We start from the raw sequence: 20300 nt of genomic DNA, 5'->3' as shown, positions 1-20300 counted from the left end.
TTGTCAGGGGACCGGGTCGTACCCGCGCATCCAGACGTTCCAGTACAGCGAGGGGATGACGTTCACGTCGAGGATCCAGTTGAGTCGGCTGACGACCGGCGCGGAGATGGACTCCTCGTAGTCGAACTCGGCGATCATCGCCTTCCCCTTCTCGACGAGGATGGGACAGGCGGTGTAGCCGCCGTAGTCGGGGCTGAGCGGCCGGTCGGCGAGGAAGCGCTCGACGTTCTCGACGACGACGTGTGACTGCTTGCGCGCCGCGGAGGCCGTCCGGGAGGTGGGCACGTCCGCGTTGTCCCCGAGCGCGAACACCTCCGGGTAGGTCTCGTGTTGCAGCGTGTGGTCGTCGACGGAGACGTACTCGCCGCCGTCGGTCAGCGGCGAGTTCTCGACGACGAACTCGTGGCCGTACTGCGGTGGGACGGGAGCGTAGAGGTCGTACTCGATGGATTCGCCCGCCTCGGAGTGGACGACCTGCCGTTCGTAGTCCACCTCCGAGACGGTGAACTCGGGGACGAACGTGATGTCGCGGTCGGCCCAGATCTCCTCGATGCGCTCCTGGTAGGGCGCCTTCGGTCCCGTGCCGAACACGTCGGGACCGGGCTTGGTCATGACGACCTCGGCGTCCTCGCGGACGCCGCGCTCGCGGAGGTACTCCTCCATCAGCATCGTGAGCTTCAGCGGCGCCCCGCCGCACTTGATGGGCGTGTCCGGGACGGTGACGAGGAACGTGCCGCCGTCGAAGGCGTCGACGGCGTCGCCGAGGGCGGCCGCCGCCGACTCGTGGTAGAAGGGGTAGACCGAGTCGGTCCGGTTCCACCCCTCGAGCATCCCGGGGACGCGGTCGGGCCGGCGGCTGTTGCCGACCGCGGAGACGAGGACGTCGTACTCGTACTCGTCGGCCTCGCCGGTGACGACGCGCCGCTCCGGGTCGACGCCGGTGACCTCGTCCTGGACGAACGCGACGTCGTCGTGGAGCAGGTCGCGGGTCTCGCGGACCTGATCGTCGAGGTCCATGTAGTCGAACGGGACGAGGTAGTACGCGGGCTGGTAGCTGTGCGTCGGACTCCGGTCGACGACGGTCACGTCGGCGTCGAGTCGTCGGCGGAGTTTGTTCGCCGTCATCGTCCCGCCGGCGCCGGCACCGAGGACGAGGACGGTCGGTCGTGAAGATGTCATGTCGTGAGGTTCGTGTCGTGTGTGTCTGTCGTGTGCTCGTCGTCAGTCGGTCCGGCCGCCGTCCGGTCGCTCGCCGGCCGTGCCGATGCCGCGTGCGGTGGCGACGAGGTAGCCCATCCCGGCCTGTACCTCGGGGTCGCGCAGTGCGCCGACCAGTCCGAGCGGGCCGACCGGGGTCGCCTCCTCGGCGCTCGCCGTGCCGACCCCCTCGAGGACGCGCGCGAGGCCACGGCGGACCTCGTCGTCGGACGCCGTGTCCGCGAGTTCGCCGAGCGAGGTGCCGGTCGCGGCGAGCGTCTCGACCATCTCGTCGTCCATCGCGTCGGTCAGGAGCGCCATCGCGTCGGCGATCTCGGTGAGTCGGTCGAGCGTGCCGGTCCGCTGGAGCATCGCGACCCGCTCGACGGCCGCGGCGAGTTCGGTCCCGTGCTGGCCGACGGCGGCGTCCAGTTCGGCGCGGTGCGTGTCGGGCACGTCACCCGAAGGGAGGTCCTCGACGACCGCCTCGTCGACCAGCGTCGAGAGCTGTCCCGACCGAGCCAGCAGCGCGGCGGCCGTCTCGGGGTCCTCCCGGACGGCCTCGGTGACGACCGACGGGAGTTCGCGCTCGGCGTCGTCCTCGTCGAGCGTGCTCATCAGAGCACCCCCCTCGCGGTCAGCCAGTAGGACTGGTTGTAGCCGAGTTTCGACCAGTGGACGAGCTTCGAGGGGACCTTCGGGACCGGCTCCTCGTCGTAGTCGAAGGCGATGTAGGTCGCCTCGTCCTCGCCGCTCTCGATGAAGCAGACGGTCTTGCCGTCGTACTCGGCGGTCGGACGCTGACCGCGGACGACGCTCGCCAGCCGGTCGGCCAGCGAGGTGGCCGCGTAGTGGGCCGCGCTGCCGGCCTTGCTCGTCGGCAGGTCGGCGACGTCGCCGAGCGCGTAGACGTCCTCGGCGTTCGCGGCCTCGAGCGTCGTCGGGTCGACGTCGACCCAGCCGTCGTCGCCGAGGCCGGCCTCGCGGACCACGTCGCTCCCGTCGTGTGGTGGGATGGTGACGAGGAGGTCGTAGTCGAGTTCGCGGCCCTCGACCGTGTGGACGACCTGTTCGTCCGGGTCGACCCGCGTCGGGTTGAAGAACGTCTCCACGTCGATGTCGCGGTCCGCCATCAGTGGCCCGGCCCACTCGGCGACCGACCGGATGCCGTGGGCGCGGTTGATGGGGTACGTGTAGGTGATGTCGACGTCCTCGCGCAGCCCCCGGTCGCGGAACCACGAGTCGGCGATGAGCGGGAACTCGAGGGGGGCGACCGGGCACATGTGGGGGACCCCGACGACCGACATCACCAGGTGGCCCTCGGTGAACTCCGCGAGCTCCTGCCGGAGTTCCTCGGTCGCCTCCGGGCCGTAGAAGTGGTGACCGCCCTCGGCGAGTCCAGGCGTCTCCTCCGGGGTGACCTGCGCGCCCATCGCGAGCACGAGGTGGTCGTACCCGAGGGGGTCGCGGTCGCTCTCGAAGGTCACCCGTTTCGAGTCGGTGTCGACACCGGTGACGCGGTCGATGCGGAGGGCGACGCGCCGGTCGACCAGTTCGTCGAGGGGGCGCTTCGCGTCCGCGGGCGTCTTCTCGCCGAACGGGACGTAGAGCCACGTCGGCTTGTAGACGTGCTCGGGGCTGTCGTTGACGAGGACGACCTCCACGTCGCCCCGGTCGATCTCGGGTCGGAACTCCTCGGCCAGGTTGTTGACGAGGACGGTCCCCGCGGTGCCCCCGCCGACGACGACGACGCGCTCAGTCATGGACCTGGACGTAGAGGTCCCAGTGTCCGTCGCGCTCGACCACCTCGAGCAGTTCGTTGCCGGACTGCTCGGCCCACTCGGCGACGTCCGGTTCCGTCCCCTCGTTCGAACTCTGTAGCCGGATGAGCGTCCCTGGGTCGGCCGTCTTGACCGCCCCGATGAGGTCCATCATCGGGCCGGGGCACGACGAGCCGACCGCGTTCACCGTCACGTCCGCTTCGAGTGTTGTCTCCGTCATCGTAGTGCTCCGTGGTAGAACGCGTGGAGTGTGAGGGATGAGTGTTCGTTTGATACACAGCAACCGGGGTGTCGACTCCGGTCGGCGCGAGGAGAGAGACACCGACTGTCGTATCTGGCAGCGTCCCCCGGACCACGTCGCGGCGTCGCAGTTCGTCGCACTCGATACAAGACTGCGCACGTGCGTGGGGCCAGACGAACGGGCGGAAGTCTCGCGCGCGGGCGACCGGCACCCGTCGTGTCGAGCGATAACCACCCGACGGCGAGGTTGGTCCACTGCAACTGAACCCGTAAGCCCCCGGCGACCCGAGTGCGATGCATGCCGTCGACAGCGCGGTTCGGAGCCGAACGGGTGCGGGAGATCGACTGGCGGTTCGTGGTCGCGGCGGTCGTCGTCGGTGGGTTCTCGCTCACGATGGCGTGGCACGGCCTGGAGAACGGGGAACTCGCCACCGCACTGGGGGCGCTGCTGTTCCTCCCGACCTCGGCCTTCTTCGTCCTCATCGGGCTCTCGCACCGGCGACCGGAGTACGGGTCGTCCTGACCCGCGGGTCGAGTGACGCGGTGGGGGCCCGCGACCGGACCGGGGGGGGCAGTTGGACCACACCGAACGCCCCCTTATCGGGACGGCCGCCGAACCTCGGGTGAGGTGTTGGAACGCAGCCGTCGCGGTCCGGAAGAGGACTGGTGTACCGCCGTCGAGCGCCGCTCGGCACCGGCGATTCCAGCCGGCGTCACTCGCGAGGAGGCCACCCATGCATGAGTTCTCCTTCTCCATCGAGTGGGCACCGGGGAGCGACCGGTTCGCGGACGCGTTCCGCGAGCGGTCGTCGCTGCAGGCGAGCGGCGTCTGTATCTCCTTTCGCCCCGAGCGGATGCTCCGCCTGGAGTCGGTGACCGGGGAGACCGGGGACCTGACGGCGCTCGACCGGCTGTTGCTGGACGAGTCGTTCGACCACGAGTCCATCAGCGACCGCGACCTCGACGCGAGACGCCACCACGACCTCCTGACGGACACCGCGACCAGACGGGTCGTCCACACGTATCTGGACGACATCCGTCGCCGGGACGCCATCCCGGTCATCGTCTCGCAGTACACCGAGGACGGGACGCTGGTGGAGACCTTCCGGAGCGGGCCGACGGTCCGCTACCGGGTGCTCGTGCGAGGCGATGAGAAGCTCGGGATGATGTACGACACCATCACCGCCCGACTGGGCGAGGGAGCGACGTTCACCTTCCACCACCTGGAGGAGGTCGACCGGTGGCAGAACGGCCTCCTCACGCCGCGGGCACTCCGTGGGTCCCAGCGGGAGATACTCGTCCACGCCGTCGAGCGGGGCTACTTCGAGGTCCCCCGCGAGGTGTCGCTCCAGGAGGTCGCCGACGACCTCGGCATCCCGCAGTCGACCGCCTCCTACCGGCTCCGCCGGGCCACCGCACAGCTCGCCGAACAGTTCACCGAGCAGTACCAGATAGACACATGACACCACGAGACGCCGCGGAGCGAGCAACGACGGAGGCGAGCGACCACCCCACGGACGTGCTCGTGAGCCCAGAGTGGGTCGAGGCGCGCCTCGACCAGTTCGAGGCCGACGACCCGGCCTACCGGCTCGTCGAGGTGGACGTGAACAGCGACTTCTACGACGACGGACACGCGCCGGGTGCCGTCGGCTTCGAGTGGCGGACCGACCTCCGCTCGGCGACGAGTCGTGACATCGTCTCGCCCGCCGAGCTGGAACGGGTGCTCGGCGAGGCGGGCATCGGACCCGACACGACCGTGGTCGCCTACGGCGACAACGCGAACTGGTTCGCGACGCACTTCTACTGGATGCTCCGGTACTACGGCCACCCGGACGTCCGGGTCATGGACGGGGGGCGGGAGTACTGGCTCGAACACGACTACCCGACCGTCCGCGAGGTCCCGGACTTCGACCCCGTCGACTACGCGGTCCAGGACCGCGTCGAGTCCGTCCGCGCGTACCGCGACGAGGTCCGCGAGGCCATCGGCACCGAGACGGCGTTCGTCGACGTCCGGAGCACACCGGAGTTCGTCGGGACGCTCACCTCACCGCCCGGTGACCGCGAGAGCGCCCAGCGCGGCGGCCACATCCCCGGCGCGACGAACGTGTTCTGGGCCGACAACGTCGGGCCGGACCGGCGGTTCCGGTCGGCCGAGGCGTTGCGCGAGCTCTACACGGACCACGGCGTCGAACCGGACCAGCGCGTCGTGACCTACTGTCGCATCGGGGAGCGCTCGGCCGTCACCTGGTTCGTGTTGCAGGAACTGCTCGGGTACGAGGACGTCGCGAACTACGACGGTTCCTGGGTCGAGTGGGGGAACATGATACGCGCCCCCATCGAGACGGGCCCCTGAGTCGGGCGCCGGTCCGGGTGGCGGCCACCGACGGCACACCCGCCGGCGGGACGAGAGATTAAGAACGGGGCGAAACGACGCCCGCGGATGCAACTTCCTGGTTCCCGTTTCGTTCCAGTCCGAGTTACGGAAGTGCGAGGAGAAAGCCCCGCCCTTTAGCGCGGGGAGGATGTCAAGGACATGTTGGACCAAATCTTTCGACAGACAGAGATGTCGTCGCTTCGTTTCGCATCCAAACTCGATTTGGAAGCCTATTCGCGGGCTTTCTGGGCCCTCTACGGTCAGATCGCCGAATCCAAACTCGGCCAAGTCTCCGGGAGGTTGTCCGTGGAAACTGAGTTTGGACTCGAATAGCGGGGGGTATCGCGTACTGCCGAACAGGGCTTAGGAGTGCTCCCGAACCTGTTTCGTGGCGATTCCCGAGACAGGAGTTGGCGTTCACCCGGGGCGAAACGGACCTGCTTTCTATCCAAACACGGTTTCCGTATGGCGGTTTTGCCCGCTGCAAGGGAGAGTGCTGCCCTAATATCCCCGTGGAGCAGTTTCAGTGAAATCCCATATTCGACACCGAGCGGGGTTCTCGTGGCTGTTTTCGTCGACACGCGCGAACTGGCTCGGCGACGGTCGATTCCCATTTCAGCCGAATCCAAACTCCGTTTAGACACCCTAAGTCCCGGATAGAAACGCAGTTTGGAAGATTTGGGGTGAGAATAGCCAGTCGTTCACCGGGGGGTCGTAGCGAGAAGGAGTAGTGTCTTCGGCAATCGGATAGGTGTGTTAGCCGATGATGGTTGAATGTAGCATCATCCAACTGGGATACCGAGGTCGTGAGGAGGAAGCGTCGTCTTTCAGGGCAGACGATGCTACTGAAATCCTATGCCGGGGTCAGATTCTATCGGTTATGCTGAATAGAGGGCGCGGGCCTTGTTTAGACGGGGTGTAGATCGCCCGAGACGGTCGTTGCTCAAAGAATGAAATCGGGAGGAGAAGCACTCGTCGATGGATTCTGTTCAGTCGATAGAATCACTGACCGACGCCTTCAGGAGCGTCTAAACAAGGCTGAGGGCGCGAGTCGGTCAGTAGTTGGCCGTATATTAGCGACATTGACAGTTTGTCGGCAGCGGCGGTACGGGCACATTAAATGGGCGCCAGACCGGTATGCCGAGCACTGTGTCTACAGATACCCTAACTCTCTGAGATTTTCGAGAATCTCCTCGTCTGGAATCGCTTCGTCAATTGCTTCATCTAAGTCTTCGTTGCGCTGTTTCAGGACCCTTAGGAGTTGCCTCGCACTTCTGAGTTTGTAGCTAGCGTCTGGGCCGTTGACATCCTGCTGAACCCCCTCAAGCAACTCTTCTATAGTTGAGAGTGTACCCTTGGTCATGCTGGCTAAAATTATATCATATACAGGTAATAGTGGTTATCATCCGAACAAGCAGTTCAAACAAGGCTTTAAATCTGTGATGTTACGACTACTGGACACAAGTGTAGTTCAGCAGATCACCGTAGCCTACTCAGGCTCAGCGTGACCGACCTGAGCTCGATGCTACTGCTGATTACACCCTCTGTATCTCGCACTAGAATCGGATAGTTCGCCTGAAATTCGGGGAGGTGCCGTGAGTTCATCATACGCACCAAAGCTGTTCATTAGTGTTGAGCCCAGACGAAGGCAAGCGACGGACAACCCTAGTTTATGTCGCCCAGAAAGGTGCGGGCGAGAGCGCCCACAGATACCGATGGGAACCGAAAAATCACCAGATGCGATGGGACGGATGGGCGTCTACAAGTGCGTATTATCAGTCCCAGAAACAGACCGATTCGACCAGTTGGCCGAAGCATACACCGACCGCGATGTGTGGGCGGAGTTCGTCGCTGCCCAATCGAACGCGTTCGACTCGAAACACTACCACCAGACGTTCGAGAAGGCCGAACGGACGTGGAAAGCCCATACCGCCAGTGAGGGTCGGCATCACGCGCTCGCAGCGCCACGCCACATCGAGAGCTACTGCCGGGCACTCGCTGAGACGCGGAAGCTCAATACAGTCTACAGCCAATACTGGGTTCGCTTGGAAGAATTCTACAGCTGGCTCCAGTGGCACACCGATCACCCCCACACCTACCAGCCGGTGTTGATGCCTGCCGCCAACCACCAGACGGCCAGCGAGATTTGGGCGGTGAAGATGGGCCGGTGGGAAAAGACCGATGAGTGACGAACTAAGCGAGGCACGAGTGTCGATTGCCGAAGCCTTCGGAAAAGAGATTGACCCGCTGTCGAGGTACGACGAAGCGTTCTGTGACCTCTCAGCCGACCCGTTCGAAGTATTCCTCAAGGATACACTCAGAGAGCGGGAGCCTGCCGTCGCGACTGTCGAGGCCTACGAGCGGCTCATCAGGCAGTGGCGGGCGTACATGGACCAGACCGAGCGTCACCCAGCGTGTCCGAACGAAGCGCACGTACGCGGCTTCGTCCAGCACTGCATCGACTCGCGGGGGAACAAGCCGGGGACAGCCCGGACGAAACTTCGGCGTCTCTCGGCGATCCTCAGAGCGTGGCAACTTGACCCGGTGTTTCCCCACGAACGGGGTTACGATCCGTTCGTGCGAGTCAGTGACCCACGACTGACGTCGTGGGCTTGTCAGTGGACTCCCCTTCTGCCGTCGTGGTGACGGAGGCGGTGTACTCGCCGTTCAGGTTCAGCGTCCCTGACGTCAGCGCACACTGACAGGGTGCGCCTCCACCCGAAGACGTCTGCCCCGAGTGGAGTCGCTTGAGCAGTTTCCGAGCAATATTCTTGCTCGCATTATAATCCGCGTTCAGTTCATACTCGCACTTCTGACAGACGAACTGGTGTTTCGACCGCCGATTGCTCTCGTGGGTAAACCCACACGACGAACACCGCTGAGACGTGTACGCGGGACTCACCTGCTCAACCTCGATGCCGTACATCTCGGCTTTGTACTCAGTGTACTGGTAGAGGCGCCGGAACGCCCATGCGTGGAACCGCTTTGCACCAGCCATTCGGTCACGAATCCCGGTCAGATTCTCGAACGCGACATGGGTACAGTCGTGGTCGCGAGCTTCGTCGAGAATCTGGTTCGAGGCGCGGTGGAGTTCGTCTTGCATCCAGCGGTGTTCGCGGTCGTTCATCGACTGCATCGACAGGTGTGCCGACCGCGTTCCCGCCTGTTGCATCGACCCACGAGTCTTCTCGAACTCTCGGCGTCGATGATTCATCTCGTCAGCGTTCCCAACGAACGCGCCCGTCGACGTCACGGCGAGCGAGCCGTCCACGTTCAGGTCAACGCCAAGGACTGTTCTGTGCTTGGCGTCTTCAGAAGGAGTCGTGGACTGCTCGCCCGTGGTTCGGCGCATTCGAGCGTGGAGGTAGAACGACTCTGTGGAGCGGTCGTACTGCAACGTGGACATACGGAACTCGTAGTCCTCGTTCAGTAGGTACTCACCAATCGGCGTTCCTTCAGGTTTGTCGGGAAGCACATAGTCACACTCGACGCGACCGTTCACGGTCGAGAGCGAAACGTGGTCGCGGTGGAACGTCGCACTTCGCTTGTCGTAGACGACGCTCCACGCATCGAAGTGCGGTTGACTGGTGTTCTCGCCGTTCTTGAGTCGGGCGACACCGCTTTTTGTGGCCTCGATAGCGCGTCGAATCCCCTTCTGGACGAGGTTCGCAGTCAACTCCGTCTCGTTGCGGAGTTGGTCGTAGAGGGCGTTCTCGGCTTGCTGTTTCGAGGTCACGCAGTAGTCGTTCGGGTATCGCCACGCCCACTCAGAAGTGGTGTTCGCACAGTGGAGGAACTGATTTTTGGTCTGATGGAGGTCGTCGCACCGCTCGTCAGGTACGTCGAGTTTGACCTTGACGGTGCGAATCACGTCCATCGTTAGTTCACATATCGAAGTGCTTTTTTAATATAATTCGGGTTAGCGTGGGGAGTCGGACTACTATCGCTCGTGGGTTGGTTCGAGCCTTGTCGGATTCCTCCCACGGCTCAAGCCGTGGGCTTCCTCCTTGCATCTATGTGAAAACTGTCCGACTCGTCGCGATTCACCTACCGGTCACCGGTAGGTGGTGGCGTGGGGAGCGTCGTCTCGGTCGGGGGCGTCCATTCACGACTCGAAGCGGTCCACCCGCTCGACGAGACGCAGGTTCCGAGTTCGGCCTCGTGAGCACCTGAGGTGCAACAAACCGTCACGTATAATCTCCGAGGCGACCATCGTACCGGGGCGATGAGCGCACGGGAGACCGTCCGTCAGGAGTCCAGCACGGTCCGGAAGAACACCATCGGTCTTGACCAGGGAGCGGCCGAGCAGAGCATCGACGCGCTGAACGCGGACCTCGCCGCGGCGTACGTGCTCTACCACCAGCTCCGGAAGCACCACTGGACCGTCGAGGGAGCGGAGTACGGCCAGCTCCACGACTGGTTCGGCGACGCCGCCGAGGACGTAGAGGAGCACGCCGACGAGGTGGCCGAGCGGGTCGTCGCCCTCGGCGGGGTCCCCGTCAGCGGGCCGGCGGAACTCGGAGCGCACGCGCCCGTCGAGTTCGAGGGAGCGGACGTGTACGGCGTCCGGACGACACTGACGAACGACCTCGAGCTGTACGGTGACGTGATCGAGCTCGTCCGCGAGCACGTCTCGCTGGTCGAGTCGCTCGGCGACTACGGGTCCGGCGAACTCCTTCGCGCGTACCTCGAGACGCTCGAGGGCGACGCCGACGACGTCGGGAACTACCTCGCGGACGACACCCTCGTTCGCGGGTCCGCGGCGCGACAGGGGTGAGCCATATGACGACGAGACGGGGCCCCATCGTCCGGGAGCCCGAGACGGGTGAGCGCCGACAGGCGTGGGGCACCGTCGAGGGGAACGCGGTCAGGCTCGACCCCGAGGACGCCGCGGCAGTCGTCGACGCGTTGCACGTCGACCACGCGGGGTCGTTCAACCTGTTCTACCTCCTCCGCAAGCACTACTGGGTCGCCAGCGGGGCCGAACACGAGGTGGTGGCCGCGTTCCTCGAAGGAGCGTACACCCGGGTCCGCGAACTCAACGACGACCTCGCGGTCCGCATCGTCGACCTCGGTGGCATCCCGCCGAACACGCCGCCGACCATCCAGGAGCGGGCCGCGGTCCACCTCGAGGCCGAGGACGTCTACGACCTGCGGACCTCGCTGGAGGGTGATCTCGAGGGGTACAGGACGCTGATAGCGGGGATTCGCGAGCACGTCGCCGTCGCGGCGTCGCGCGGGGACCCGACCACGGCGACACAGCTCCGCGAGCACCTCGCGGACCTGGAGGCGGACGCAGAGGAGATACGACGCTTCCTCGCGGACGACACGCTGGTCCGGGGCACGGCGGTGACGGACCGATGAGCACCCCGCACCTCCGGCCGGTCGACTCGGGACACGTCCGGCAGGCGTGGGACACGGTCGTCGAGAACGCGCTCGGCCTCGACCGGCCGGTCGCGGAACGACTGGTGGCGGCACTGAACGACGACCTTTCGGGGCTCTACCTCCTGTTCAACCAGGTGCGAAAGCACTACTGGCTGGTCACAGGGGCGGAGGCCGGGCCGGTCGGTGACACGCTCCGGGACGCGGCCGACCGGCTCACGGCCGTGACCGACGACCTCGCCATCCGGGTCCACGCGCTCGGCGGCGTGCCCGTCTGCGGACCGATGGGGATGCGACAGCACGCGCCGATGGAGATCGAAGCGCCCCACCGCTACGACGTCCGGTCCTCGCTCGAACGTGACTACGAGGGGTACGTGACCCTCTGTGTGCAGTTCCGGGAGCACGTCGCGCTGGCGGACCGCCTCGGCGACACCGGGACGAACGACCTCCTGCGCGGACACCTGCTGACGCTCGAGCGGGACGCGGACACCCTCGCGCGATACCTCGCCGACGATGCGCTCCGCGAGCTGGACTGAGCGGGCCACTGACCCACTCCCGGGCCGGTCTTCTTGTCGGCCGCGAGCGAAGCCGGCGTATGGACCCCAGCGAGTTCCTCGAGGGGACGACCGTGCACGTGCCGACGACGCGCTACGCGGTCGCGCAGGTCGAGGCCGTGCCCGACGTCGACACGTTCGCCGTCGTGCGCGACGAGCGCGAGACGACGGTCGTGGTCGAGGAGGAGCGGGTCGGGTCGTTCGACACGCTCGCGGTCGAACGCGGCTGGCGCCGGCTCACCTTCGACGTCGTCCTGCCGTTCGACCTCGTCGGCTTCCTCGCCGTGGTGGCGGGCGAACTCGCCGAGGCAGGGGTATCGGTGTTCGCCCTCTCGGCGTACTCGACCGACCACCTGCTGGTACAGGCGGCGGACCTGGCGGCGGCGACCGAGCGACTGGCGGCGCTCGGGTGTGTCGTCCGCGCCCGTACCGAGGACGAGTAGGCGCGTCCGGGCGTCCGGACGAGCGCTGCCGGGGGCGCTCGCGCTGCGGTGTCGTCCCCTGTCGGGAGTGGGACACCGAGGGGGACCGTGCGGTCGAGCGGATCGGTCGCACACCCGACACGAGTTATTAATCCATTCGGTGTTCGATACTAGAACGTGTGATCAGAGCGAGCGTCTGTAGCAGTTAGGTTCACAATCCGTCGTCGACTAGTCTTCGATAATGGAACCCTCCGACGTGGACCGCGGGTCGGACCCACCCGACGAGCGGGCGCTCACGGCCCGGCTCTCTGTCCCCGACATGGACTGTGCCTCCTGCGCCGGGAAGGTCGAGACCGCCCTGCGCCGTGTCGACGGCATCACCGACCTGGAGACGATGCCGACGACCGGCCGGGTCGTCGTGCACTACGACCCCGAGCGGACGAGCGAGACGGCCCTCGTCGAGGCCATCGAGGGGGCGGGCTACGGGGTCGTCGACCGACCCGGTGCGGGCGCGACCGGTGGCGACGGGCGGGTCGAGGCCCGACTCACGGTCCCCGACATGGACTGTGCCACCTGTGCGGGAAAGGTCGAGACGGGGCTGGACCGGGTCGACGGCGTCACGTCCTACGAGACCCAGCCGACGACCGGCCGGGTCGTCGTACACTACGATTCCGACCGGACCACCGAGGCCGCTGTCGTCCGTGGCATCGAGGACGCGGGCTACGAGGTCGTCGGCCGTGACGGACCGGGTGGGGACGGCGAGCACGGCGACGACCACGGGAGCGCGAGCGGTGGCGTCTGGCGGAGCCGACGAGCGCTCGAGACGGGCGTCAGCGCCGTCTTCCTCGCCGGTGGCCTCCTCTTCGAGTTCGCCCTCGGCACGAACCCGCAGGTCGGGGCCGTCCTCGGGGAGTCGCTGTTCGTCGCGGACGTGCTGTTCCTCGTCGCCGTCGTGGTCGGTGGCCGGGCCATCCTGCGGAACGGCTACTACTCGGCGAAGGGTCTGAACCTCGACATCGACTTCCTGATGAGCGTCGCCATCCTCGGCGCGCTGGCCGCGAGCCTCGCGTTCGGCGAGGGGCTCTACTTCGAGGCCGCGACGCTCGCGGTGCTGTTCAGTTTCGCCGAACTTCTGGAGCGGGCCTCGATGGACCGTGCGCGCGACTCGCTGCAGGAGCTCGTCGACCTCTCACCGGACGAGGCGACGGTCCGCCGCGAGGGGGAGACGGTGACCGTCCCGGTCGAGGAGGTGTCGGTCGGCGAGGTGGTCCTCGTGCGGCCCGGCGAGAAGGTGCCGATGGACGGCGAGGTGGTCGACGGCGAGAGCGCGGTGAACCAGGCACCCATCACCGGCGAGTCCGTGCCCGTCGACAAGACCGTCGGCGACGAGGTGTTCGCCGGCACCATCAACGAGGCGGGCTACCTCGAGGTGCAGGTCACCTCCGCGGCGGGCGAGGACACTCTCTCGCGCATCGTCGAGATGGTCGAGGACGCTCAGGCGAACCAGACCGAGCGCGAGCAGTTCGTCGAGCGGTTCGCCGCCTACTACACGCCGGCGGTCGTCGCGTTCGCGGTCCTCGTCACGCTCGGGAGCCCGGCCGTGCTCGGCGTGACGGTCTCCGAGGCCGTCGTCTACGGGCTGACGCTGCTCGTGCTGGCCTGTCCCTGCGCGTTCGTCATCTCGACGCCCGTCTCGGTCGTCTCGGGCGTGACCAGTGCCGCGAAGAACGGCGTGCTCGTCAAGGGCGGCTCGCACCTCGAGGCGATGGGTGCCGTCGACGTCGTCGCGTTCGACAAGACGGGGACGCTCACGAAGGGGGAACTCACCGTGACCGACGTGGTCCCGCTCAACGGCAACACGGAGGCGGACGTCCTCCGGTGTGCCCGGGGGCTGGAGAAGCGCAGCGAACACCCAATCGGACAGGCCATCGTCGGCCGGGCCGAGGCGCGCGGCGTCGGCGACCGGTCGGTGTCGGCCTTCGAGAGCATCACCGGCAAGGGCGTCCGGGCCACGCTCGACGGGACGCCACACTACGCGGGCAAGCCCGGGCTGTTCGAGGAACTCGGCTTCGACCTCTCGCACGTCCACGCGACGACCGACGGGGGCAGTGTCACGCGGACGAGCCGGCAGCTCTGCGAGCGCCACGGCTGTCTCGACCTGCTCTCCGAGACGGTCCCCGAGCTCCAGTCGCAGGGCAAGACCGTCGTCCTCGTCGGGACGGAGGACGAACTGGAGGGGCTGGTCGCCGTAGCCGACGAGGTCCGGCCGGAGGCGCGCTGGGCCGTCGAGCGTCTGCGCGACCTCGGCGTCGAGCGGACGGTGATGCTCACCGGCGACAACGAGCGGACCGCCGCCGCCATCGCCCACGAGGTGGGTGTCGACGACTACCGCGCCGAACTGCTCCCGGACGACAAGGTCGCGGCCGTCGAGGAGCTCGTGGCCGAGTACGAGGGCGGCGTGGCGATGGTCGGCGACGGCATCAACGACGCGCCCGCGATGGCGACGGCGACCGTCGGTATCGCGATGGGGGCCGCGGGCACCGACACCGCGCTGGAGACCGCGGACGTGGCGCTGATGGGCGACGACCTCTCGAAGCTCCCGTACCTCTACGACCTCTCCGGGCGGGCCAACGGCGTCATCCGACAGAACGTCGGTGCCAGCCTGCTGGTGAAGGCCGGGCTCGCGCTCGCGGTCCCGTTCGGCTACGTCCCCATCTGGCTGGCGGTGCTCGCCGGCGACGCCGGGATGACCGTCGGGGTCACGGGCAACGCGATGCGGCTCTCGCGCGTCCGGGCGGCGGCGCCCGAGACGGCGGCCGAGACCGAGGCCGGGGCGTAGGACGGAGACCGCTCGGCGTCAGAACCGCGCCCGCTCAACGAACGCGATGGCCGTGAGGACGAACCACGCCATCCAGACCGAGAAGACGATGAGCCCGGCGCCGTAGCGCGCGCTCGGCGTGTCGACGAGGAGGGCGACGGCGACGGCCGAGAGCGCGACGACGAGCGCGGCACCGTGTCGTGGCCAGTCGGCGAGCGCCCCGCGAAGCGCCTCGCGGCCGGTCGGTCGGTCGCGCTCGGAGGGGGAGCGCTCCGTCGGTGAGCGGTCGGGCACGCGGCCCCGTTCGTGGGGGACCCGCTTGAGCGTCACGGCGGGTGAGCACTCTTGTCGCTGCCGGCCGTATCGAGTGCCATGGAGAAGATACTGCTCGTGGTCCCGGCGGTGCTGGGTGTCGTCGCGGTCGGCGCGGCGGCCGCCTCGGAGACGGTCCCGGTGACCGCCGTCGTGCCGGGACTGCTCGTGCTGGCGGTGTTCGCCGGCGGGATGTACGTCGTCGCCCGGCGTCGCGCGGGGGACGTGAGCGACGAGACGGTGACGCCGGAGACACCCCCGAGACCCGCGACCGACGGCGGTGACGAGGCGGTGGAGACGGAGGGCCCGGCGCCGCTGGTCCGGCGAGCCGACGAGGTGGTCTACGAGGACGTCGAGGCGGCCGACGGGATGCGAAAGGGCGTCCTCGTCGGCGAGGAGGACGGCGCGCCGAACCTCGCCATCCGGCGGTTCGTCCTCGGGCCGGGCGCGACGGTGCCGCGGCACACCAACGAGATCGAACACGAGCAGTACGTGCTCGAGGGCGAGTACACGGTCGGCATCGGGGACGAGGAGTACGAGGTGTCCGCGGGAGACTCGCTCCTGATTCCGGCCGGAGCGGTCCACTGGTACCGCAACGACGGGCCGGGGCAGGGGGCGTTCATCTGTGCGGTTCCGACCGGCGACGACCGCATCGAACTGGCCGAGTGAGGCCGCCGGGGGATTTATCCGTGACAATTCGCTAGGTTCAGGCGTACATGGGCTTCGGGAGCTACGACGAATCCGAACAGGAGAATCAATCGATGGACACCGACCTCGAGGACTCGGACGCGGTCAACACGGCCGAACACGAGCACGAGGGAGCCGTCGAGTACGAGTTCGGCGAGACGACGAGCGACGACCTGCTCGACCAGCTCTCGGACATCAAGGACAGACAGGGCGAACGAGAGGCCGAGTGAGGCGGTGACGTGAAGCCCGGCACGCGCGCTCTCGGCGTCGCCGAGTCGTTCGGCGACGGTCCCCGAAGCACGCTCGGGGGCGCGGTGGTCCGGGCCGACCGGGCGGTCGAGGCGTTCGAGTTCGGCACCTGCACCGTCGGTGGCACCGATTCGACGGCCGCCGTCGGCGACCTCTGGACGCGACTCGACCGGCCGGACGTACGCTGGCTGCTCCTCGCGGGTATCGCACCCGCGTGGTTCAACGTTCTCGATATTCGCAGTCTCGGCGAGCGACTGGACCGGCCCGTGCTGGCGGTCACCTTCGAGGCCAGCGACGAGTCGCTCTCCGCGGCGCTCGAGCGGGAGTTATCCGGCGACGCACTCGCCGAGCGTCGCGCGACGTTCGAGCGACAGCCACCCCGGACCCGACTCCATGTCGACGGCGAGACGCTGTTCGTCCGCGCGGTGGGGTGTTCCGACGACGAGGCACACGAAGCGGTCCGGGCGTTCACCCACGAGGGCGGCCGACCGGAGCCGCTCCGGGTGGCGAAGGAGGCCGCACGGGCGGCCCGCGCGTTCCGGGAGCGGGAGGGTGGCCGGCGTCGCTGAGGCCCGAAACCCACATCCCGACGAGGGCGCAACCGTCCGTATGGACCGGCCACGTCTCGCCCTGCTGAACGCCTCCCACGAGATACACCACACCCGGCGGAACTTCCGTCGGGAACTCCCCGCCGACCTCGTGGAGTTCACCCTCACCGAGGAGCAGTACCCCGACACGTTCGACGTGGACGGGTTCGTCGTCACCGGCTCTCGCTCGTCGGTCTACTGGGACGAGCCGTGGCTCCCCGAGACGAAGGCGTGGGTGCGCGAGGCGATCGACCGCGACCTGCCGGCCCTGGGCATCTGTTTCGGCCACCAGCTCCTCGCGGACGTCCTCGGGGGGACCGTCGAGGACATGGGCGAGTACGAACTGGGCTACCGCGAGGTGCGCAAGACTGCCGGGACGCCCGTGCTCTCGGGCGTCGGTGAGTCGTTCTCCGTCTTCGTCACGCACTCCGACGCCGTCACCGAACTGCCGCCGGGGGCGGAACTGGTCGCCGAGAACGACTACGGCGTCCACGGCTTCCGGGCGGGCCACGTCTTCGGCGTGCAGGCGCACCCGGAGTACGACAAGGAGACGGCCGAGCTCGTCGCGCAGGGGAAGGAGGGGTCGGTGCCGGACGAGCAGCTGGCGGCGGTGCTGTCGGGCATCACGGACGAGGCGTACGACGCGGCCTGCGAGTCGAAGACGGTGTTCGACGAGTTCGTGAACTACGTCGAGGAGGTGCGGGCCGGGCGGGCGCCGGCGGGGGACTGAGGGCGCCGACCGCGACCACTCCGACACGTCACGCTCTTTCCCACGCGACGCCAACACGGGACAGACACGCGAATGCACCCCGCCGACGTCCGCGACGCCGCCGCCGACCTCCCCCGGGAGCCGGGTGTCTACCAGTTCGAGCAGGACGACGGCACGGTGCTCTACGTCGGGAAGGCCGTCGAACTGCGAGACAGAGTGCGCTCGTACGCCGACCCGCGGAGCGAGCGCATCCGTCGGATGGTCGAGGGCGCCACCCGGGTCGACTTCGCGGTGACGGACACGGAGACGCAGGCGCTGTTGCTGGAGGCGAACCTGATCAAGCGCCACCAGCCGCGCTACAACGTCCGGCTGAAGGACGACAAGTCCTACCCGCTCGTGCAACTCACGGACCGCACCTTCCCGCGTATCGAGGTGACCCGCGACCCGAACGACGGCGCGACGGTCTACGGCCCGTTCACGAGCAAGGGCGACCTCGACGTGGTCGTCAAGGCCCTGCGCGAGACCTACGGCCTACGCGGGTGCTCGGACCACAAGTTCGCCAACCGGGACCGGCCCTGCCTCGACTTCGAGGTGGGACTCTGCACCGCGCCGTGCGTCGGGGAGATCGACGAGGCGGGCTACGACGGCGACGTGCAGTCCGTGAAGCGGTTCTTCGAGGGCGAGACGGGCGTCCTGTCCGACCCGCTGCGCCGGGAGATGGAGCGAGCGGCGCAGGCACAGGAGTTCGAGCGAGCCGCGAACCTCCGCGACCGGCTCGAGGTCGTCGAGTCGTTCCACGGCGGCGGCGGCGAGGCCGTCTCCGCGCGGGACGAGCGGGCGGTGGACGTGCTGGCGGCCGTCGTCGAGGGGAACCGGGCGACGGTCGCCCGCCTGCGGAGCGACCGAGGGCAGCTGGTCGACCGGGAGCGCCACCGGGTCGACGCCCCCGACGGGAGTGAAGGAGCGGGGGAGTCCGGACGGGTGGCCGAGGTCCTCTCCGCGTTCCTCGTCCAGTACTACGCCGAGCGGGAACTCCCGGACGCCGTGCTCCTCAGCGAGCGTCCGGACGACCCGGACGTGGTCGCGTGGCTGGAGGCGGCCGGAGTCGCGGTCCGGGTGCCGGGGGCGGGCCGCGAGGCCACGCTGGTCGACCTCGCGCTCAAGAACGCCCGCCGGCGGACCGGCCGCGACGACGCGACGGCCGCCCTGCGCGACGCCCTGTCGCTCCCGCGGCGTCCCGAGCGTATCGAGGGGTTCGACGTGAGCCACGCGCAGGGGAAGGCGGCGGTGGGCTCGAACGTCTGTTTCGTCGGCGGGAGCGCCGAGAAGTCCGGCTACCGGCGGCGACGCCTCACCGACGAGAACGACGACTACGCCAACATGCGCCAGCTGGTCCGGTGGCGCGCCCTGCGGGCCGTCGAGGGTAGAGACGACCGGTCGGACCCCGACCTCCTCCTGATCGACGGCGGCGAGGGGCAACTCGGCGCCGCGCTGGACGCGCTGGACGAGGTTGGCTGGGACGTGCCCGCGGTGGCGCTGGCCAAGCAGGAGGAGCTCGTGGTGACGCCCGACGGGGTCAGAGACTGGCCGGACGACGCCCCACACCTCCACCTGCTCCAGCGGGTGCGCGACGAGTCACACCGCTTCGCCGTCCAGTACCACCAGCAGGTGCGCGACGAGGTGAAGACGGCGCTGGACGAGGTGCCGGGCGTCGGGCCGGCGTTGCGGAAGCGACTGCTCCGGCGGTTCGGGAGCGTCGAAGGCGTGCGAGCCGCGAGCCTCGAGGAACTGGCGAGCGTCAAGGGCGTCGGCGAGTCGCGAGCCGAGACCATCCGGTCGGCACTGTGACGGCCCCGTCGCGACTCCTCGATGGGTCACTCGGAGGCTCCTCGGGAGAGCGCTCGCCAGCGTCACCCCGGCCAGCACGGGCGCGTACCTCCCCGTACCGGGGGAGGTCCGGAAACCACCCCGACTATCACGCACCGCATCCTACACGAACGTTGGTGTAGGACATGGCCTACCAGATGGTGACGGCGACGGTGGCGGCGTTCGAACGGTGGAAGGCCGCCTTCGAGGAGAACCACACGGCCCGCGAGGAACACGGGAGCGAGGGGTACCACCTCTTCCGTGGGAGCGACGACCCGGACGAGATAACGGTCCTGATGGAGTTCGACACGGCCGAGAACGCACGGCGCTGGGAGTCGTACCTGCGCGAACAGGACGACATGGACGCGGCAGGGATGTCGGACGTCGACATCACGTACCTCGACCTCGTGGAGCGACAGACGGTCGGCCAGCAGACGGCCTGACCGGCGGTCGACCCTCTCGGTGCGGTGGAAGACGGGAGCGGGAGCAAGAACGGAGGACGGGGGAGAACAGGAACGAGGGAGTGCCTACGGCGACTCGCGCGTCTCGAGCGACAGGTCGCTGATGGGGTAGGCCACGCAGGTCAGCGTGTACCCGTCGTCGAGTTCGGGTTCGCCGAGCATCTGGTTCGTGTAGTGCTTGACGTACTGTTCGGAGTTGCCGCCGTCGGCGATGTGGCCGGCACACGAGATACACTGGCCCTCGCGGCAGGCGTAGGGGAGGTCCCAGCCCTCGTCCTCGCCGGCCTCGAGGAGCGTCTCGTTCTCCTTGACCTCGATGGTGGTACCCTCCTTGACGTACTCGACCTCGAAGACCTCGGCCTCGTCGTCCGGGATGGCAGCGGGGTCGTCGTCGACCTCCTCTTCCGCGGCCTCGCCGAGTTCGCCCTCGGCCTCGGCGCCGCCAGCGGTCACGGCACCCGCGGCCACGGCACCGCCCCCGATGGAGCGGTTCATCGGCTCGGGGAAGTCGGTCTCCGGCACCGTCGCCGCCCGCCGCTCGATGACCTGCTGTGAGATGTCGTCGGGGATGGGCCGCTCGGCACCCTGCGAGAAGTGCAGGACGACCACCACGAGCGTCAGGGCGAGCCCCAACCCGACTCCGAGTGGGTCAACCATACCG

Annotated in this window: 24 protein-coding genes; 16 read left to right on the top strand and 8 right to left on the bottom strand. The window is 67.7% G+C overall.

Going from position 1 to position 20300, the window contains the following annotated elements; translation table 11 throughout:
* Positions 1 to 3: 3 nt before the first annotated feature.
* Genes N0B31_RS17890 through N0B31_RS17875 form a run of 4 tightly spaced genes read right to left on the bottom strand, consistent with a single transcriptional unit; the run spans position 4 to position 3198 of the window.
* On the bottom strand, positions 4 to 1179 hold the full coding sequence (locus tag N0B31_RS17890; RefSeq protein ID WP_260592977.1) for an NAD(P)/FAD-dependent oxidoreductase: 1176 nt from the start codon (positions 1177 to 1179) through the stop codon (positions 4 to 6).
* A gap of 42 nt (positions 1180 to 1221) precedes the next feature.
* Entirely contained in the window at positions 1222 to 1815 is a 594-nt protein-coding gene (locus tag N0B31_RS17885) for a helical membrane plugin domain-containing protein (RefSeq protein ID WP_260592976.1), read from the bottom strand.
* Positions 1815 to 2960, bottom strand: a complete 1146-nt coding sequence (locus N0B31_RS17880) for an NAD(P)/FAD-dependent oxidoreductase (RefSeq protein ID WP_260592975.1) — start codon at positions 2958 to 2960, stop codon at positions 1815 to 1817. The genes N0B31_RS17885 and N0B31_RS17880 overlap by 1 nt, the downstream gene beginning before the upstream one ends.
* Positions 2953 to 3198, bottom strand: coding sequence for a sulfurtransferase TusA family protein (locus N0B31_RS17875; protein WP_260592974.1), 246 nt, complete (start codon positions 3196 to 3198; stop codon positions 2953 to 2955). Before N0B31_RS17875 ends, N0B31_RS17880 begins: the two co-directional genes overlap by 8 nt.
* A gap of 318 nt (positions 3199 to 3516) precedes the next feature.
* Here N0B31_RS17875 and N0B31_RS17870 point away from each other — a divergent pair, with 318 nt between their 5' ends.
* The 3 genes from N0B31_RS17870 to N0B31_RS17860 all read left to right on the top strand — a co-directional run bounded on the left by N0B31_RS17870 (position 3517) and on the right by N0B31_RS17860 (position 5571).
* Positions 3517 to 3741 carry a hypothetical protein gene (locus N0B31_RS17870; RefSeq protein ID WP_260592973.1) on the top strand — a complete coding sequence of 75 codons (225 nt, stop codon included), beginning with the start codon at positions 3517 to 3519 and terminating at the stop codon, positions 3739 to 3741.
* Between the two features lie 211 nt (positions 3742 to 3952).
* Entirely contained in the window at positions 3953 to 4681 is a 729-nt protein-coding gene (locus N0B31_RS17865; RefSeq protein ID WP_260592972.1) for a helix-turn-helix domain-containing protein, read from the top strand.
* A complete protein-coding gene (locus N0B31_RS17860; RefSeq protein ID WP_260592971.1) occupies positions 4678 to 5571 on the top strand; it encodes a sulfurtransferase in 894 nt (297 codons plus the stop codon). Before N0B31_RS17865 ends, N0B31_RS17860 begins: the two co-directional genes overlap by 4 nt.
* Positions 5572 to 6745: 1174 nt before the next feature.
* Here the strand turns inward: N0B31_RS17860 and N0B31_RS17855 are convergent.
* Positions 6746 to 6955: a hypothetical protein gene (locus N0B31_RS17855; protein WP_260592970.1), complete on the bottom strand. Its 210-nt coding sequence runs from the start codon at positions 6953 to 6955 to the stop codon at positions 6746 to 6748.
* 388 nt (positions 6956 to 7343) lie between these two features.
* Between N0B31_RS17855 and N0B31_RS17850 the strand changes: the two genes are divergently transcribed.
* Complete coding sequence (locus N0B31_RS17850) at positions 7344 to 7781, top strand: hypothetical protein (RefSeq protein WP_260592969.1); 438 nt, start codon at positions 7344 to 7346, stop codon at positions 7779 to 7781.
* Positions 7774 to 8238 (top strand): site-specific integrase, encoded by a 465-nt coding sequence (locus N0B31_RS17845; protein WP_260592968.1) that lies wholly within the window; start codon positions 7774 to 7776, stop codon positions 8236 to 8238. The genes N0B31_RS17850 and N0B31_RS17845 overlap by 8 nt, the downstream gene beginning before the upstream one ends.
* On the opposite strand, the gene N0B31_RS17840 is transcribed toward N0B31_RS17845, so the two are convergent.
* Entirely contained in the window at positions 8177 to 9469 is a 1293-nt protein-coding gene (locus N0B31_RS17840) for an RNA-guided endonuclease InsQ/TnpB family protein (protein WP_260592967.1), read from the bottom strand. The two genes, N0B31_RS17845 and N0B31_RS17840, sit on opposite strands and share 62 nt — an antisense overlap.
* A 348-nt stretch (positions 9470 to 9817) precedes the next feature.
* Between N0B31_RS17840 and dpsA (N0B31_RS17835) the strand changes: the two genes are divergently transcribed.
* From dpsA (N0B31_RS17835) to N0B31_RS17815, 5 genes are all read left to right on the top strand, one after another.
* On the top strand, positions 9818 to 10369 hold the full coding sequence (gene dpsA, locus N0B31_RS17835) for a DNA starvation/stationary phase protection protein DpsA (protein WP_260592966.1): 552 nt from the start codon (positions 9818 to 9820) through the stop codon (positions 10367 to 10369).
* Between the two features lie 5 nt (positions 10370 to 10374).
* On the top strand, positions 10375 to 10956 hold the full coding sequence (gene dpsA, locus N0B31_RS17830) for a DNA starvation/stationary phase protection protein DpsA (RefSeq protein WP_260592965.1): 582 nt from the start codon (positions 10375 to 10377) through the stop codon (positions 10954 to 10956).
* Entirely contained in the window at positions 10953 to 11510 is a 558-nt protein-coding gene (locus N0B31_RS17825) for a ferritin-like domain-containing protein (protein WP_260592964.1), read from the top strand. Before dpsA (N0B31_RS17830) ends, N0B31_RS17825 begins: the two co-directional genes overlap by 4 nt.
* 59 nt (positions 11511 to 11569) lie before the next feature.
* Complete coding sequence (locus N0B31_RS17820; protein WP_260592963.1) at positions 11570 to 11971, top strand: ACT domain-containing protein; 402 nt, start codon at positions 11570 to 11572, stop codon at positions 11969 to 11971.
* Positions 11972 to 12191: 220 nt separating this feature from the next.
* Positions 12192 to 14789 carry a heavy metal translocating P-type ATPase gene (locus N0B31_RS17815; RefSeq protein ID WP_260592962.1) on the top strand — a complete coding sequence of 866 codons (2598 nt, stop codon included), beginning with the start codon at positions 12192 to 12194 and terminating at the stop codon, positions 14787 to 14789.
* A gap of 18 nt (positions 14790 to 14807) precedes the next feature.
* On the opposite strand, the gene N0B31_RS17810 is transcribed toward N0B31_RS17815, so the two are convergent.
* Positions 14808 to 15062: a hypothetical protein gene (locus N0B31_RS17810; protein ID WP_260592961.1), complete on the bottom strand. Its 255-nt coding sequence runs from the start codon at positions 15060 to 15062 to the stop codon at positions 14808 to 14810.
* Positions 15063 to 15272: 210 nt separating this feature from the next.
* Between N0B31_RS17810 and N0B31_RS17805 the strand changes: the two genes are divergently transcribed.
* From N0B31_RS17805 to N0B31_RS17780, 6 genes are all read left to right on the top strand, one after another.
* Positions 15273 to 15749: a cupin domain-containing protein gene (locus tag N0B31_RS17805; protein ID WP_380628487.1), complete on the top strand. Its 477-nt coding sequence runs from the start codon at positions 15273 to 15275 to the stop codon at positions 15747 to 15749.
* Positions 15750 to 15796: 47 nt separating this feature from the next.
* Positions 15797 to 15997 carry a DUF5786 family protein gene (locus N0B31_RS17800; RefSeq protein ID WP_260592960.1) on the top strand — a complete coding sequence of 67 codons (201 nt, stop codon included), beginning with the start codon at positions 15797 to 15799 and terminating at the stop codon, positions 15995 to 15997.
* Between the two features lie 9 nt (positions 15998 to 16006).
* Positions 16007 to 16585 (top strand): endonuclease dU, encoded by a 579-nt coding sequence (locus N0B31_RS17795; protein WP_260592959.1) that lies wholly within the window; start codon positions 16007 to 16009, stop codon positions 16583 to 16585.
* 40 nt (positions 16586 to 16625) lie between these two features.
* The gene (locus N0B31_RS17790) at positions 16626 to 17333 is read left to right on the top strand and encodes a type 1 glutamine amidotransferase (protein WP_260592958.1); all 708 of its coding nucleotides are present in this window, start codon (positions 16626 to 16628) and stop codon (positions 17331 to 17333) included.
* A gap of 72 nt (positions 17334 to 17405) precedes the next feature.
* Positions 17406 to 19160: an excinuclease ABC subunit C gene (locus tag N0B31_RS17785; protein WP_260592957.1), complete on the top strand. Its 1755-nt coding sequence runs from the start codon at positions 17406 to 17408 to the stop codon at positions 19158 to 19160.
* A 164-nt stretch (positions 19161 to 19324) separates the two neighbouring features.
* Positions 19325 to 19621 (top strand): antibiotic biosynthesis monooxygenase, encoded by a 297-nt coding sequence (locus N0B31_RS17780; RefSeq protein ID WP_260592956.1) that lies wholly within the window; start codon positions 19325 to 19327, stop codon positions 19619 to 19621.
* Between the two features lie 84 nt (positions 19622 to 19705).
* Here the strand turns inward: N0B31_RS17780 and N0B31_RS17775 are convergent, their stop codons facing one another.
* Complete coding sequence (locus N0B31_RS17775; RefSeq protein ID WP_260592955.1) at positions 19706 to 20296, bottom strand: 2Fe-2S iron-sulfur cluster-binding protein; 591 nt, start codon at positions 20294 to 20296, stop codon at positions 19706 to 19708.
* Between the last annotated feature and the right edge of the window lie 4 nt (positions 20297 to 20300).

The sequence above is a fragment of the Salinirubellus salinus genome, from assembly GCF_025231485.1.
GTDB classification, from domain to species: Archaea; Halobacteriota; Halobacteria; order Halobacteriales; family Haloarculaceae; genus Salinirubellus; species Salinirubellus salinus.
The sequence above is the reverse complement of the archived record's forward strand: the minus strand, read 5'-3'. Positions and strand labels throughout refer to the sequence as shown.

Excerpts from the sequence above, each read along its gene's own strand:
- N0B31_RS17890 (WP_260592977.1), bottom strand. The coding sequence starts at position 1,179 with ATGACATCTTCACGACCGACCGTCCTCGTCCTCGGTGCCGGCGCCGGC.
- N0B31_RS17885 (WP_260592976.1), bottom strand. The coding sequence starts at position 1,815 with ATGAGCACGCTCGACGAGGACGACGCCGAGCGCGAACTCCCGTCGGTC.
- N0B31_RS17880 (WP_260592975.1), bottom strand. The coding sequence starts at position 2,960 with ATGACTGAGCGCGTCGTCGTCGTCGGCGGGGGCACCGCGGGGACCGTC.
- N0B31_RS17875 (WP_260592974.1), bottom strand. The coding sequence starts at position 3,198 with ATGACGGAGACAACACTCGAAGCGGACGTGACGGTGAACGCGGTCGGC.
- N0B31_RS17870 (WP_260592973.1), top strand. The coding sequence starts at position 3,517 with ATGCCGTCGACAGCGCGGTTCGGAGCCGAACGGGTGCGGGAGATCGAC.
- N0B31_RS17865 (WP_260592972.1), top strand. The coding sequence starts at position 3,953 with ATGCATGAGTTCTCCTTCTCCATCGAGTGGGCACCGGGGAGCGACCGG.
- N0B31_RS17860 (WP_260592971.1), top strand. The coding sequence starts at position 4,678 with ATGACACCACGAGACGCCGCGGAGCGAGCAACGACGGAGGCGAGCGAC.
- N0B31_RS17855 (WP_260592970.1), bottom strand. The coding sequence starts at position 6,955 with ATGACCAAGGGTACACTCTCAACTATAGAAGAGTTGCTTGAGGGGGTT.
- N0B31_RS17850 (WP_260592969.1), top strand. The coding sequence starts at position 7,344 with ATGGGCGTCTACAAGTGCGTATTATCAGTCCCAGAAACAGACCGATTC.
- N0B31_RS17845 (WP_260592968.1), top strand. The coding sequence starts at position 7,774 with ATGAGTGACGAACTAAGCGAGGCACGAGTGTCGATTGCCGAAGCCTTC.
- N0B31_RS17840 (WP_260592967.1), bottom strand. The coding sequence starts at position 9,469 with ATGGACGTGATTCGCACCGTCAAGGTCAAACTCGACGTACCTGACGAG.
- dpsA (WP_260592966.1), top strand. The coding sequence starts at position 9,818 with ATGAGCGCACGGGAGACCGTCCGTCAGGAGTCCAGCACGGTCCGGAAG.
- dpsA (WP_260592965.1), top strand. The coding sequence starts at position 10,375 with ATGACGACGAGACGGGGCCCCATCGTCCGGGAGCCCGAGACGGGTGAG.
- N0B31_RS17825 (WP_260592964.1), top strand. The coding sequence starts at position 10,953 with ATGAGCACCCCGCACCTCCGGCCGGTCGACTCGGGACACGTCCGGCAG.
- N0B31_RS17820 (WP_260592963.1), top strand. The coding sequence starts at position 11,570 with ATGGACCCCAGCGAGTTCCTCGAGGGGACGACCGTGCACGTGCCGACG.
- N0B31_RS17815 (WP_260592962.1), top strand. The coding sequence starts at position 12,192 with ATGGAACCCTCCGACGTGGACCGCGGGTCGGACCCACCCGACGAGCGG.
- N0B31_RS17805 (WP_380628487.1), top strand. The coding sequence starts at position 15,273 with ATGTACGTCGTCGCCCGGCGTCGCGCGGGGGACGTGAGCGACGAGACG.
- N0B31_RS17800 (WP_260592960.1), top strand. The coding sequence starts at position 15,797 with ATGGGCTTCGGGAGCTACGACGAATCCGAACAGGAGAATCAATCGATG.
- N0B31_RS17790 (WP_260592958.1), top strand. The coding sequence starts at position 16,626 with ATGGACCGGCCACGTCTCGCCCTGCTGAACGCCTCCCACGAGATACAC.
- N0B31_RS17785 (WP_260592957.1), top strand. The coding sequence starts at position 17,406 with ATGCACCCCGCCGACGTCCGCGACGCCGCCGCCGACCTCCCCCGGGAG.
- N0B31_RS17780 (WP_260592956.1), top strand. The coding sequence starts at position 19,325 with ATGGCCTACCAGATGGTGACGGCGACGGTGGCGGCGTTCGAACGGTGG.
- N0B31_RS17775 (WP_260592955.1), bottom strand. The coding sequence starts at position 20,296 with ATGGTTGACCCACTCGGAGTCGGGTTGGGGCTCGCCCTGACGCTCGTG.